Origin of the sequence: Streptomyces sp. NPDC091649, assembly GCF_044756785.1 — a bacterium.
In the GTDB taxonomy this organism is placed as follows: domain Bacteria; phylum Actinomycetota; class Actinomycetes; order Streptomycetales; family Streptomycetaceae; genus Streptomyces.
Genome location: NZ_JBIVTR010000021.1, coordinates 106,732 through 120,411, shown reverse-complemented (window position 1 = coordinate 120,411; position 13,680 = coordinate 106,732). Strand labels below are relative to the sequence as shown.

Here is a 13,680-nt window from a genome sequence, read left to right as displayed (position 1 = left end):
CCCGACAGAACGTCCCACTCTTCGTCCGAGAGCTCATGTCGCCGCACCATGCGTCATATGATGCCCCATCGACAGCCTTTGAAGACACGCTCTAGCGAGATCGTCCCACCCTGGCCGGTAGTCGCCCTGGCCGGTAGTCGCATGACCCCGCTCAGGAGGGGGCGCCCTGCCGGCCCGCCGGACCTCCGGCCCCGGGAGCGGCGGCGGCCTCCGGGGCGTCGGGTTCGGTGATGACCGGGAAGCGGCGCGGGGCGAGGGTGATCAGGGCGAGCAGGGCCAGGGCCGCGGCTCCGGCGGCCCCGATGTAGACGTGGTCCACCGCCGCGTCGACCGCCCGCCGCAGGTAGTCCGTCGCCGCCGCGGAGAGGGCGCCCGGGTCCTCCAGCGCGCGCGTCACCGCGTCCAGGTCGTCGGGGAGGCCGGTCACCGGGGCGTCGAGGAGGCGGGCGGCCAGGACGCTGTTGGCGACGGCCCCGAAGAGCGCCGCGCCGATGCTCTGGCCCACCTGGCGGCAGAAGAGGACGGACGCCGTCGTCGTACCGCGCTCCGCCCAGCCGACCGTCGACTGGACGCCCACGATCAAGGGGAGCTGGAAGAGGCCGAGGGCCGCGCCGAGCAGGAGCATGAGGAGCGCCGGGTGCCAGGGCTCGCCGGGGTAGGGGAGCAGGGGGAAGGCCAGCAGGATCAGCAGGGCGGCGCTCATGCCCACGACCGCGGTGAGCCGGAAGCCGATGCGGTTGTAGACCCGGTCGGACAGGGCCGCCGAGACGGGCCAGCTCAGCGTCATCACCGAGAGCACGAACCCGGCGGCTATCGGGCCGAGGCCCAGCACCGACTGGGCGTACGTGGGGAGGAAGACGGTCGGCGCGACCATCAGCAGCCCCAACGCCCCGAGCGCCAGGTTGACCGAGGCGATGGTGCGTCGCCGCCAGACCCAGCCCGGGATGATCGGCTCCGCCGCCCGCCGCTCGATGACCACGGTGAGCGCGGCCAGCACCGCGCTCACCCCGAACAGGCCGAGCGAGGGCGCCGACAGCCAGGGCCAGGCGACACCGCCCTGCACGAGCGCCGTGAGCAGCAGGGCGCCGGTCGCGAAGACGGCGAGCGCGCCCGCCCAGTCGACCCGGGGCCGGGCGGCGGGGCGGGGGCGGGAGGGTTCGTGGAGGTGGCGGGCGACCAGCCAGAGGGCGACCGCCCCGACCGGGAGGTTGACCAGGAAGATCCACCGCCAGTCGGCGTACCCGGCGAGGAGCCCGCCGGCCACCGGCCCGGCGACCGACGAGGTGGCCCACACGGTGGACAGCTTCGCCTGGATGCGCGGGCGTTCCTTGAGGGGGTAGAGGTCGGCCGCGATGGTCTGGACCGTGCCCTGGAGCGCGCCGCCGCCCAGGCCCTGGACGACGCGGAAGGCGATGAGCGCGGTCATGCTCCAGGCGGCGGCGCAGAGCACGGAGCCGATCAGGAACAGGACGATCCCGGCTATCAGGACCGGCTTGCGGCCGAAGGTGTCGGAGAGCTTCCCGTACAGGGGGAGCGTGACCGTGACGGCCAGCAGATAGCCGGAGAACAGCCAGGAGAAGACGGTGAAGCCGCCGAGATCGCCGACGATCTGGGGGACGGCGGTGGACACGATGGTGCCGTCGATCGCGGCCAGCGCCATGCCGAGCATGAGCGCCGCCACGACAGGACGACGGCCCCGGGGGGTGGTGAGGACGGGCGGCGCGCCCGTGCGTTCCGTGCCTGTGCGTTCCGTGCCTGTGCGTTCCCCGCTCGTGCGTTCCCCGCCCGTGCGTTCCGTGCCTGTGCGTTCCCCGCCCGTGCGTTCCCCGTTCGCGCCGTCCCCGTTCGTGCCGGGCACTTCATCGCCGGGGCCTTCCACGCCCGGGTCTTCCGCGCCGGGGCCTTCCACGCCCGGGTCTTCCACGCCCGGGTCTTCCGCGCCGGCGTTCGCTCCCGGGGTGCCCGGTCGTGTGCCGGGGGCCGTTCCCGAGTCGCGCTGTTCCGTGCACGGACCCGTCCCCGGGGTTTCCGCTCCCCGGGCTCCCGTTCTCGGGGTTCCGGCTCCCGGGTCAGCCGCTCCCGCGTCGCACTTGCCGTCCGTGCCGCTCACCGGATTTCCTTCCCTATGCACGTATCCCCCGGGGCACTGTCTCATCCGGGGAGGCCGGGCGGGAGGGGGCGAGCGGGACGAGGGAGGCGGGGGAGGCGTGTTGAGCATCAGGCGCGGGGCCTGGGCGCGCGGGCGTCCCGGAGCCGCTGCCGTTCCGGCCGGTCCCGGCCGCCCCTGTCGCTCCGGTCCGTAGTAGTCCGCCTTGCCCGGCACCTTGCCCGGCGTCCCGTCCGAAGCTCTGCCGGGCGCCCGGCCCGGCGCCCCGTCCGAAGCCTTGCCCGGCACCTTGCCCGGCGTCCCGTCCGGAGCCCCGCCGGGCCGATCGGCACCCTTACCCCCGCCTCCGTCCCGAGGGCGATTCCCCTAGGGGGCGCCCCCTCATCGTGGCCAGGGCCCGTTCCTCCCGGCGGAGGACGTGGCGGCGGGGAGCGTTTCCTTAGCCTTTTCCTACGTCGCCGCTACAGCCCGCCGCAGGGGGGCAGGTGGGGAAAACCCCACCTGAAGACTGCGCTGGGCACCATCGCGCCGGACACCGTCCAGAACCCAGACTCGGACCGTACCCAATGACGTCCAGTCATCGAACGACATAGGAGAAATACCGTGACAACGGCTGTGACCATTCCCAGGCACGGGGGCACTGGAGGGCGTACGGCCGTCGCGGCGCGAGCGCGGCAGGTCGTGAAGGCGTACGGCACCGGAGAGACCCGGGTCGTCGCGCTCGACCACGTCGATGTGGACATCGCCCGCGGGCAGTTCACGGCGATCATGGGGCCCTCCGGCTCCGGCAAGTCGACCCTCATGCACTGCCTGGCCGGGCTCGACACGGTGACCTCGGGCGAGATCTTCCTCGACGAGACCGAGATCACCAAGCTGAAGGACAAGAAGCTCACCCAACTCCGGCGCGACCGGATCGGGTTCATCTTCCAGGCGTTCAACCTGCTCCCGACGCTCAACGCGATCGAGAACATCACGCTGCCGATGGACATCGCGGGCCGCAAGCCCGACGCCGCCTGGCTCCAGCAGGTCGTGGAGACCGTCGGACTCGCCGAGCGCCTCAAGCACCGCCCCACCCAGCTCTCCGGCGGCCAGCAGCAGCGCGTCGCCGTCGCCAGGGCGCTGGCAGCCCGGCCGGAGATCATCTTCGGCGACGAGCCCACCGGGAATCTGGACTCCCGCGCCGGGGCCGAGGTCCTGTCCTTCCTCCGCAAGTCGGTCGACGAGCTGGGTCAGACCATCGTGATGGTCACCCACGACCCCGTGGCCGCCTCCTACGCGGACCGGGTGCTGTACCTCGCCGACGGCTCCATCGTCGACGAGATGTACAACCCGACCGCGGACCAGGTCCTCGACCGCATGAAGCACTTCGATGCACGTGGGCGGACGTCATGACCATCTGGAAGACCTCCGTGCGCAACTTCCTCGCGCACAAGGGCCGCATGGCCCTCTCCGCCGTGGCGGTGTTGCTGTCCGTGGCGTTCGTCTGCGGCACGCTCGTGTTCACCGACACGATGAACACCACCTTCGACAAGCTCTTCGCCGTGTCCTCGCCCGACGTCACCGTCAGCCCGAAGGCGGCCGAGGAGGACGACGAGCAGCCCGACAACGGCAAGCCCGCGTCGCTGCCCGCATCCGTCGTCGAGCAGGTCGGGAAGGCCGACGGGGTGAAGAGCGCCGAGGGCGTCGTCTTCTCCATGGCGGTCACCGTCGTCAACAGCGACAACAAGAACATGGGCTCCGAAACCGGAGCCCCGACCATCGCGAGCAACTGGACCACGAACGACCTGCGTTCCATGGAGATCACCTCCGGGCACGCGCCCCGGGGCCCCACCGAGGTGATGGTCGACGCCGACACCGCGAAGAAGCACAAGCTGAAGATCGGTGACGAGCTGCGCACCATCGCCGCCACCGGCGACTTCACGGGGAAGATCAGCGGTATCGCGTCCTTCACCGTCACCAACCCGGGTGCGGCCGTCGTCTACCTCGACACCGCCGCCGCCCAGAAGCAGCTGCTCGGCGGCCCCGGCCTCTTCACCCAGGTCTCCGTGAGCGCGCAGAGCGGCGTCAGCGACATGCAGCTGAAGAAGAACGTGGCGGCCGTCCTCGACGACTCGGCCGCGTACAAGCTCCAGACCCAGCAGGAGTCCGCGGACGCCAACAAGGACTCCATGGGCTCCTTCCTGGACGTCATGAAGTACGCGATGCTCGGCTTCGCCGGAATCGCCTTCCTCGTCGGCATCTTCCTCATCGTCAACACCTTCTCCATGCTGGTCGCCCAGCGGACCCGCGAGATCGGCCTGATGCGGGCCATCGGCTCCAGCCGCAAGCAGGTCAACCGGTCCGTGCTGGTGGAGGCGGTCCTCCTCGGCATCGTCGGCTCCGTGCTCGGTGTCGCGGCCGGCGTCGGCCTCGCCGTCGGGCTGATGAAGGCGATGGGCGCCATCGGCATGGAGCTGTCCACCGGAGACCTCACGGTCGCCTGGACGACCCCGGTGATCGGCCTCGCGCTCGGCGTCGTCGTCACCGTCCTCGCCGCCTACATACCGGCGCGCCGGGCCGGCAAGGTCTCTCCGATGGCCGCGCTGCGCGACGCCGGGACCCCCGCCGACAGCCGGTCCGGCTGGGTCAGGGCCGGTATCGGCCTGGTCCTCACGGCAGCGGGCGCCGCGGCCCTGTGGGCGACGAGCCAGGCGGACAAGGCCACCGAAGGCTCGATGTACCTCGCCCTCGGCGTGCTGCTGACCCTGATCGGCTTCATCGTGATCGGGCCGCTCCTGGCCGGGGTGGTGGTGCGCGGCCTGAGCGTCGTCGTCCTGCGGCTCTTCGGCCCGGTCGGCCGGCTCGCCGAGCGCAACGCCCTGCGCAACCCCCGGCGTACGGGGGCGACCGGAGCCGCCCTGATGATCGGGCTCGCCCTGGTGGCCTGCCTGTCCGTGGTCGGGTCCTCCATGGTGGCCTCGGCCACCGAGGAGCTCGACAGGTCGGTCGGCGCCGACTTCATCATCCAGGACGGCGGCACCGGCCGCCCGATCGTGCCCCAGGCCGCCGACGCCGTGCGCACCGTCCCCGGCCTGGCGCACATGACCGACTACACCTTCGTCAAGGCCAGGATCACCGCTCCCAACGGGAAGACGGAGGACGAGGGGATCACCGCCGCCGACCCGACGTACCAGCAGGACGTCCGCCGTACGGTCGTCTCCGGTGACCTCGCCAAGGCGTACGGCAAGGACGCCATGTCCGTCGGAGACGGCTACGCCGAGCGGCACGGCGTCAAGGTCGGCGACACGATGACCGTCGCCTTCACGGCGGGCAGGACCGCGAAGCTCACGGTCGCGGCCATCACCTCCGACGACACCAACATCGACCGCGGCGCGATGTACACCAACCTCACCACGGCCGCGGCCTACGTCCCGGCCGACCGGATGCCGCAGAACGTGGCGATGTTCGCCCAGGCGGAGGAGGGCAAGGAGAAGGAGGCGTACGCGGCCCTCAAGAGCGCCATCGCCGAATACCCGGTCTACAAGGTGCAGAACCAGGCCGACTTCAAGGAGCAACTGAAGGACCAGATAGGCCAGTTGCTGAACATCGTGTACGGCCTGCTGGCCCTGGCCATCATCGTCGCGGTGCTCGGTGTGGTGAACACCCTCGCCCTGTCCGTGGTCGAGCGGACCCGTGAGATCGGCCTGATGCGCGCCATCGGGCTCTCCCGCCGGCAACTGCGCCGCATGATCCGGCTGGAGTCCGTGGTCATCGCCCTCTTCGGGGCCCTGCTCGGACTGGGACTCGGGATGGGCTGGGGCACAGCGGCCCAGAAGCTGCTGGCCCTGGAGGGACTTGAGGTTCTGGAGATCCCGTGGCCGACGATCCTCACGGTCTTCGCCTGCTCCGCCCTCGTCGGGCTGTTCGCCGCCCTCGTCCCGGCCTTCCGGGCGGGCCGGATGAACGTCCTGAACGCCATCGCGACGGACGGGTGAGCGCGGAACAAATCAGCGACGGTGACCCTGCGGGTGTCGCCGTAGGATGACCGGCGGGCCCCGGGACGTTCCTCCGAACGTCCCGGGGCCGAAGCCGTCCCCGGCCCCGGGCGGCCGGGCGGCCCGCCCGCACCGGAGACGAAACCGCCCGACCACCCCTCCGGGCCCGCCGCGCGGCCGGGGCCCCCTCGCTCAGATCCAGCCGCGCTCGCGGGCCAGCAGCGCGGCCTGCACCCGGCTGGCGGCGCCGAGCGTCTGCATCAGGTCGGCGACGTGCCGGCGGTAGGTCCGCACCGACACCCCCAGCCCACGCGCGCCCGCCTCGTCCTTGCCCACCGTGCACATCGACACGAGCACCCGCCGCTCGACGCCGGAGGGGCCGGGGACAGCCGCGTCCTCACCGTCCTCCACGCCGCCCGCGCTGTCCGGGCGGGACAGGTCGCCGGACTGCTCCCAGATCCGTTCGAACAGGGAGACGGCGTTGGAGACCAGGCCGTCGCGGTGGGCGAGGAGCGCGCCCCGCGAGGCGTCGCCCGGGTCCACCGGGACGACCGCTGTCCGGCGGTCGTAGACGAGGACCCGCTCCGTGGTCTCCGCCGACACCCGGATCGCCGCCCCGCGCTCGGCCAGCTCGCGCAGACAGGCGGCGGTCGGCGGGTCCTGGAGGGCCGGACCGGAGACGACCTTGCGGATCCGCACTCCACGCCGCAGACAACGCAGGCCCAGCAGGCGGGCGCGGGCGATGTTCTCCGCCGACAGCCGGGTGTACGGCTCCACGGACAGGATCTCCTCCCGGGCGAAGAACGTGAGGTCCTCGATCCGGTTACGGATCTCCGCCGGCCCCTCCAGCCGCTCGACGCCCCGGGGAGGAGGCGTACGGGCCCCACGCTCCGCGCGTAGACCGTCAATGACGTGCTGCGACCGATTGACGCGACGCAGCTCCTGGTGGAGTTCCCGCAGCCGGATGCCCGCCAGCCGGGCGAGGGCGACCTCCGGATCCGCCGGGAAGATCCGCCGTTCGGCGTCCTCGGTGTGCAGCAGTCCCAGCTCCTGGAGCCGGGAGATCCGTGCGCGGGCCTCCACGGGCCCCGAGTGCAGCAGGAGGTGGAGGTCGTCGGCGCGGGTGCCGGGGTGGCGCAGGAAGTGCCGGTAGACCTCTTCCTCGGCCTCCGGAATCCCGAAGACGGACATCTCGTTCTCGCCCACGTACGCCCCCGATGCCTGATGCGGTGGGGCGCGCGCCGAGGGGGTCGCCCCGCGCCGCCCGTCCCGGCCGCTGACCGCTTCGCCCGTGCCGTTCGACCGTGCCCGCACCGCAGGTGTGACGCGCGGCTCGACGCGCGTGCCCGCGTGTCTGCTTTCCGCCTGTCCGCCGGCCCGCGTTCCGCCTGTCCGTGCAAGGGTCGGGCAAAGACTAGACGCTGGGATCACTCCTGTGAGGGGCTCCGGCGCAACTGTGCGCGAGACGGAGATGAACGGTTCGCGACCGTCGACGAGCGGCACTCTCGACGCGACGGGCGGCAGGGCGGGGCTGCGCCCCGGGCGCGGTGCGGGCATGATCCGAGTCGCCGGCCGCGTCCGGGAACCCGGGCGGCGGTGCCTGCGCGAAAGGCGGCGCGAGGGGACCCGCGGCGACGCGGCCAGGCCGCGCGCGGCCTGGCCCGTGGAACCCCGAGGGACCGGTGGGGGTGGCGCGAAAAGGCCGGAAGGGGTGAGGCCACAGGACCGGCGGGAGCGCCGCGACGGACCGGCGGGGACGGCACGGGCCCGCCGGACGCGACGGGGCCGGCGGGGGCGGTACGGGCCGCCGGCTCACCCGTTGCGGGCGCGGCTGTCACCCCCGGGTCGTACTCTGGAAACCCCCGGCCCGTCCCACGTGTCGGGCCCTTCGCGTTGCCCCCTGGCAGCAGCCGGCTGCCAGCCCCCCTGAGCCACCCCTGATCTGATTCCCCGGACGGAACTTCATGAGCCTGCACGGTCTGCTGGATGTCGTCGTTACGGACCCGGCGCTCGCCGAGGCGGTGAAGGCCGCCGGAGACGGGCACCGGGCACATGTCGACCTGGTGGGCCCGCCCGGCGCGCGCCCGTTCGCCGTGGCCGCGCTGGCCCGGCAGACCGGCCGGACCGTGCTGGCCGTCACCGCGACCGGCCGGGAGGCCGAGGACCTGGCCGCCGCACTGCGCACACTGCTGCCGCCGGACACGGTGGCGGAGTTCCCCTCCTGGGAGACCCTGCCGCACGAGCGCCTCTCGCCCCGCTCGGACACCGTGGGCCGCCGGCTCGCCGTGTTGCGGCGACTGGCCCACCCGCGCGCGGACGACCCGGAGACCGGCCCCGTCTCGGTGGTCGTCGCGCCGATCCGCTCCGTGCTCCAGCCGCAGGTCAAGGGGCTCGGCGAGCTGGAGCCGGTGGCGCTGAGCAGCGGGCAGAACGCGGACCTGGGCGAGGTGGTGGACGCGCTGGCGGCCGCCGCGTACTCCCGGGTCGAGCTGGTCGAGAAGCGCGGCGAGTTCGCCGTACGCGGCGGCATCCTGGACGTCTTCCCGCCGACCGAGGAACACCCCCTCCGGGTGGAGTTCTGGGGCGACGACGTCGAGGAGATCCGCTACTTCAAGATCGCCGACCAGCGGTCCCTGGAGGTCGCCGCGCACGGGCTGTGGGCCCCGCCCTGCCGTGAGCTGCTGCTGACCGACCAGGTGCGCGAGCGGGCCGCCGCGCTGGCCCAGGCGCACCCGGAGCTGGGAGAACTGCTCGGCAAGATCGCGGAGGGCATCGCGGTCGAAGGCATGGAATCCCTGGCCCCGGTGCTGGTCGACGACATGGAACTGCTGCTCGACGTCCTTCCCGAGGGCGCCATGGCGCTGGTCTGCGACCCGGAGCGGGTCCGTACCCGGGCGGCCGACCTGGTCGCCACGAGCCAGGAGTTCCTCCAGGCGTCGTGGGCGGCGAGCGCGGGCGGCGGCGAGGCCCCCATCGACGTGGGCGCGGCCTCGCTGTGGGGCATCGCGGACGTCCGGGACCGGGCCCGTGAGCTGGGCATGATGTGGTGGTCGATCTCGCCGTTCGCGGCGGAGGCCGCCGATCACGACGACGACACGCTCCCGCTCTCCATGCACGCCCCGGAGGCGTACCGGGGCGACACCGCCCGCGCTCTCGCCGACACCAAGGGCTGGCTGGCCGACGGCTGGCGCACGGTGTACGTGACGGAGGGCCAGGGCCTCGCCTCCCGTACCGTCGAGGTGCTGAGCGGCGAGGGCATCGCGGCCCGCCTCGACCCGGACCTGACCGAGATCACCCCGTCGCTGGTCCACGTCTCCTGCGGGGCCATCGACCAGGGATTCGTCGACCCGGCGCTGAAGCTGGCGGTCCTCACCGAGACGGACCTGACCGGCCAGCGCACCGCCACCAAGGACCTCGGCCGGATGCCGGCCCGCCGGCGCAAGACGATCGACCCGCTGACGCTGGAGGTCGGCGACTACATCGTCCACGAGCAGCACGGTGTCGGCCGGTACGTGGAGATGGTGCAGCGCACGGTCCAGGGCGCGACGCGGGAGTATCTGCTCGTCGAGTACGCCCCCGCCAAGCGCGGCCAGCCCGGCGACCGCCTCTACATCCCGACCGACCAGCTGGAACAGGTCACCAAGTACGTCGGCGGCGAGGCCCCGACGCTGCACCGGCTCGGCGGCGCGGACTGGACGAAGACGAAGCAGCGGGCGAAGAAGGCGGTCAAGGAGATCGCCGCCGACCTGATCAAGCTCTACTCCGCCCGCATGGCCGCCCCCGGCCACGCCTTCGGCGCGGACACCCCCTGGCAGCGCGAGCTGGAGGACGCCTTCCCGTACGCGGAGACGCCCGACCAGCTGTCCACCATCGCCGAGGTCAAGGAGGACATGGAGAAGACGGTCCCGATGGACCGGCTGGTCTGCGGCGACGTCGGCTACGGCAAGACGGAGATCGCTGTCCGGGCCGCCTTCAAGGCGGTCCAGGACGGCAAGCAGGTGGCGGTCCTCGTGCCCACGACCCTCCTGGTCCAGCAGCACCACGGCACCTTCACCGAGCGCTACTCCCAGTTCCCCGTCAACGTGAGGGCGCTGAGCCGCTTCCAGTCGGACACGGAGTCGAAGGCCACCCTCGAAGGTCTGAAGGACGGGTCCGTCGACCTGGTCATCGGCACCCACCGCCTCTTCTCCTCCGAGACGCAGTTCAAGGACCTCGGCCTGGTCATCGTGGACGAGGAGCAGCGGTTCGGCGTCGAGCACAAGGAGCAGCTGAAGAAGCTCCGCGCCAACGTCGACGTGCTCACGATGTCCGCGACCCCCATCCCCCGTACGCTCGAAATGGCCGTCACCGGCATCCGCGAGATGTCCACGATCACGACCCCGCCGGAGGAGCGCCACCCGGTCCTCACCTTCGTCGGCCCGTACGAGGAGAAGCAGATCGGCGCGGCCGTACGGCGTGAACTGCTGCGCGAGGGACAGGTCTTCTACATTCACAACCGGGTCGAGTCCATCGACCGGGCCGCCGCCCGCCTCCGTGAGATCGTCCCGGAGGCCAGGATCGCCACCGCCCACGGCCAGATGTCCGAAGCGGCTCTGGAACAGGTGGTGGTGGACTTCTGGGAGAAGAAGTTCGACGTCCTGGTCTCCACGACGATCGTCGAGTCCGGCATCGACATCTCCAACGCGAACACCCTGATCGTGGAGCGCGGCGACAACTTCGGCCTCTCCCAGCTCCACCAGCTCCGCGGGCGCGTGGGCCGGGGCCGCGACCGGGGCTACGCCTACTTCCTGTACCCGCCGGAGAAGCCGCTCACCGAGACCGCCCACGAACGCCTGGCCACGATCGCCCAGCACACCGAGATGGGCGCGGGCATGTACGTGGCGATGAAGGACCTGGAGATCCGCGGCGCGGGCAACCTCCTGGGCGGCGAGCAGTCCGGCCACATCGCGGGCGTCGGCTTCGACCTGTACGTCCGCATGGTCGGCGAGGCCGTCGCCGACTACCGGGCCCAGCTGGAGGGCGGCGAACAGGAGGAGCCGCCGCTGGAGGTCAAGATCGAGCTCCCGGTCGACGCGCACGTCCCGCACGACTACGCCCCCGGCGAGCGGCTGCGCCTCCAGGCGTACCGCGCGATCGCCTCGGCCTCCTCGGAGGACGACATCCGCGCGGTCCGCGAGGAACTGACCGACCGCTACGGCCCGCTGCCCGAACCGGTCGAGAACCTCCTCCTGGTCGCCGGCCTGCGGATGCTGGCCCGCGCCTGCGGAGTCGGTGAGATCGTCCTCCAGGGGTCCAACATCCGCTTCGCCCCGGTGGAGCTGCGCGAGTCCCAGGAGCTGCGTCTGAAGCGCCTGCACCCCAAGACGGTCATCAAGCCGGCCGCCCACCAGATCCTGGTCCCGCGCCCGACGGCCGGGAAGATCGGCGGCAAACCGGTCATCGGCCGCGAACTGCTGGCGTGGACGGGGGAGTTCCTGACGACGATCCTGGGGTCGTAGCTCCCGGGCCACCACGCACGATCGGGCCCCGCCGGGCTTACCCGGCGGGGCTACGACGAGTTGGGCCCGGGGGACTACGGCGCTGGAGGCCGCTTGAACGCGGCCCACACCGTCTTGCCCACGACGTGGTGGTCGATGCCGAAGTCTGCGGCGAGTCCGCCGACGAGGAACAGGCCGCGACCTGAGCAACTGCTCTCGTCGGGGTGCTGAACCTCCGGTCGTCCGTCGCCGCTGTCCCGGACCTCCAGTCGTACGAGGTCATCCGCCAGTTCGAGCCGGACGGCGAATTCCCGTCCCGGTGGGGCGCCGTGGAGCAGGGCGTTGGTCGCCAGCTCCGAGGTGCAGAGCTCCATGTCGTCGATCAGATCCGTGAGCTGCCATTCCTTGAGGACGTGGACGACGAAATCGCGTGAGGCGCCGACGGATGTGCGCCGTCGGGGGAAGCGCCGTAACTGCGACTGGGACACGGTGGTTCACCGCCTTGCTCGTGGGTCGTGACGAGCCGACCGTACTGCTATTCGCGAAAGCTGGCAAGGTATTCTTTGGGGTGTTCGACGCAGTCGCCTACCGTGTGCACCGGCAAGGTGGGTCGTCGGTGAAGGAGGAGGCCATGGGCGAGGGTGAAGTGATCAGCGTGTCCACTCACTACCTGACGCCGGCGGAGGGCGGGGGCGACGTCTGGAGTGCCGAGGCGGCGTCGGCCGGGCGACGGGGTGCGCAGAAGATCGTGAGTGCCGGTGAAGTCGCCGCCCCGGAGCGCGTGGCCGACCTGCTTGCGGTGGAACAGGGGGAACCGGTCGTCGGAAGGCGGCGGATCATGTATCTCGACGGCGAACCGTGCGAGTTGACCGACACCTACTACCCCGTGGAGATCGCGCGGGGCACAGGGCTGGCCGGCACCGCGAAGATCCGAGGAGGGGCCCTCCGGCTGCTCGCCGAACTCGGGCACGTAGGGGTCCGTGCCAGGGAAGACGTGGCCGCTCGCCTGCCCTCCGAGAGCGAACGGGCGGAGCTGGCCCTGAACGCCGACGAGCCGGTCCTCGAACTGACCCGGCTCACGCTCGACGCGCACGACCGGCCCATCCAGGTCGATGTGATGGTCATGCCTCCCCGAGATCAGAAGCTGCGGTACGAGATCAGGATCGGATGACGGTGCGCGAACCGGAGACGGAAGAGGCGGACGGCCGTCCGCTGCACGAGCGGATCGCTGCCGATCTGCGGGACGACATCATGTCCGGAGACTTGGCTCCGGGACACAGCCTGCCCTCCACCGCACAGTTGAAGGAGCGGTTCGGCGCGGCGAACGCCACCGTTCAGAAGGCATTGCAGCTCCTCAAGGGAGAGCGTCTCGTGGTCGGCAGGGCCGGCGCGTCGGTGACCGTACGCGAACATCGGCAGCGCACGATACGGCCTGCCGCGTACATGGCGCCGTCCCCATCGGGAGAGCCGTACCGCTGGCTGGCCGAGGTGGCGAACTCCGGTACGCCCGCCCGCAGCACCCTCCTAGACGTCACGGAGGCCGAACCTCCGGCGGATGTCGCGGACGCGCTGGCGCTCCCACCGGGCGGCACGGCGATCCTCCGTCACCAACTGCTGTCGATCGATGACGAGCCCGCGGAACTCGTCGCCTCCTACTACCCGCTGGACATCGCCGAAGGCACCGCCATCACCGAACGCCGCCGCATCCCGGGAGGAACGCCCACCCTCCTGGCCTCGCTCGGCCACCCGCCCCGGCTCAGCGTCGACCGCGTCTCGGCCCGCGTCGCGACGCAGGAGCAGTACCGACTGCTCCGGCTCCCCGGGGATCTGCCGGTCCTGCGCACGCTGCGGGTGGTGTTCGGCGGCGACGACCGGCCTATCGAGGCCACGGTGATGGTCAAGGCGGGTCATCTGTACGAAGTCCAGTACGAGTTCACGCCTGAGTGACGCTCGGGTCCTCTTCCTCTTCTCCGCACGCGAGGAGCGCGACGAGGCCCCTGGGTCCGAACGGAAGGCTGGACGAGCTGCGTGCCCATCCGCAAGGAGTCCTGGTTCGTCCGTTCTCCACGCGGTGGCGGCTTGTAGCCACGGCGACGGCTTACGAACCGATCGACGGTTCGAG

Annotated in this window: 8 protein-coding genes; 5 read left to right on the top strand and 3 right to left on the bottom strand. The window is 71.6% G+C overall.

The genetic code is table 11. The features are described 5' to 3' along the window. Positions 1 to 151: 151 nt before the first annotated feature. Complete coding sequence (locus ACIQMU_RS27935; RefSeq protein WP_352240189.1) at positions 152 to 1,669, bottom strand: MFS transporter; 1,518 nt, start codon at positions 1,667 to 1,669, stop codon at positions 152 to 154. A 1,041-nt stretch (positions 1,670 to 2,710) separates the two neighbouring features. Here ACIQMU_RS27935 and ACIQMU_RS27930 point away from each other — a divergent pair. Together ACIQMU_RS27930 and ACIQMU_RS27925 are read left to right on the top strand one after the other, a co-directional pair. Beyond that, the gene (locus ACIQMU_RS27930; protein WP_164616063.1) at positions 2,711 to 3,499 is read left to right on the top strand and encodes an ABC transporter ATP-binding protein; all 789 of its coding nucleotides are present in this window, start codon (positions 2,711 to 2,713) and stop codon (positions 3,497 to 3,499) included. Further along, positions 3,496 to 6,081, top strand: a complete 2,586-nt coding sequence (locus ACIQMU_RS27925; RefSeq protein WP_402689951.1) for an ABC transporter permease — start codon at positions 3,496 to 3,498, stop codon at positions 6,079 to 6,081. The genes ACIQMU_RS27930 and ACIQMU_RS27925 overlap by 4 nt, the downstream gene beginning before the upstream one ends. 192 nt (positions 6,082 to 6,273) lie before the next feature. On the opposite strand, the gene ACIQMU_RS27920 is transcribed toward ACIQMU_RS27925, so the two are convergent. Next, on the bottom strand, positions 6,274 to 7,287 hold the full coding sequence (locus ACIQMU_RS27920) for a helix-turn-helix transcriptional regulator (protein WP_352239965.1): 1,014 nt from the start codon (positions 7,285 to 7,287) through the stop codon (positions 6,274 to 6,276). Between the two features lie 758 nt (positions 7,288 to 8,045). Here ACIQMU_RS27920 and mfd point away from each other — a divergent pair. Beyond that, complete coding sequence (mfd, locus tag ACIQMU_RS27915) at positions 8,046 to 11,579, top strand: transcription-repair coupling factor (protein WP_352239964.1); 3,534 nt, start codon at positions 8,046 to 8,048, stop codon at positions 11,577 to 11,579. A gap of 74 nt (positions 11,580 to 11,653) precedes the next feature. On the opposite strand, the gene ACIQMU_RS27910 is transcribed toward mfd, so the two are convergent. Then, entirely contained in the window at positions 11,654 to 12,046 is a 393-nt protein-coding gene (locus ACIQMU_RS27910; protein ID WP_402689950.1) for an ATP-binding protein, read from the bottom strand. A gap of 143 nt (positions 12,047 to 12,189) precedes the next feature. Here ACIQMU_RS27910 and ACIQMU_RS27905 point away from each other — a divergent pair, with 143 nt between their 5' ends. Continuing rightward, on the top strand, positions 12,190 to 12,729 hold the full coding sequence (locus tag ACIQMU_RS27905) for a GntR family transcriptional regulator (protein ID WP_402689949.1): 540 nt from the start codon (positions 12,190 to 12,192) through the stop codon (positions 12,727 to 12,729). Continuing rightward, positions 12,726 to 13,505: a GntR family transcriptional regulator gene (locus tag ACIQMU_RS27900; RefSeq protein WP_402689948.1), complete on the top strand. Its 780-nt coding sequence runs from the start codon at positions 12,726 to 12,728 to the stop codon at positions 13,503 to 13,505. Before ACIQMU_RS27905 ends, ACIQMU_RS27900 begins: the two co-directional genes overlap by 4 nt. Positions 13,506 to 13,680 lie beyond the last annotated feature (175 nt).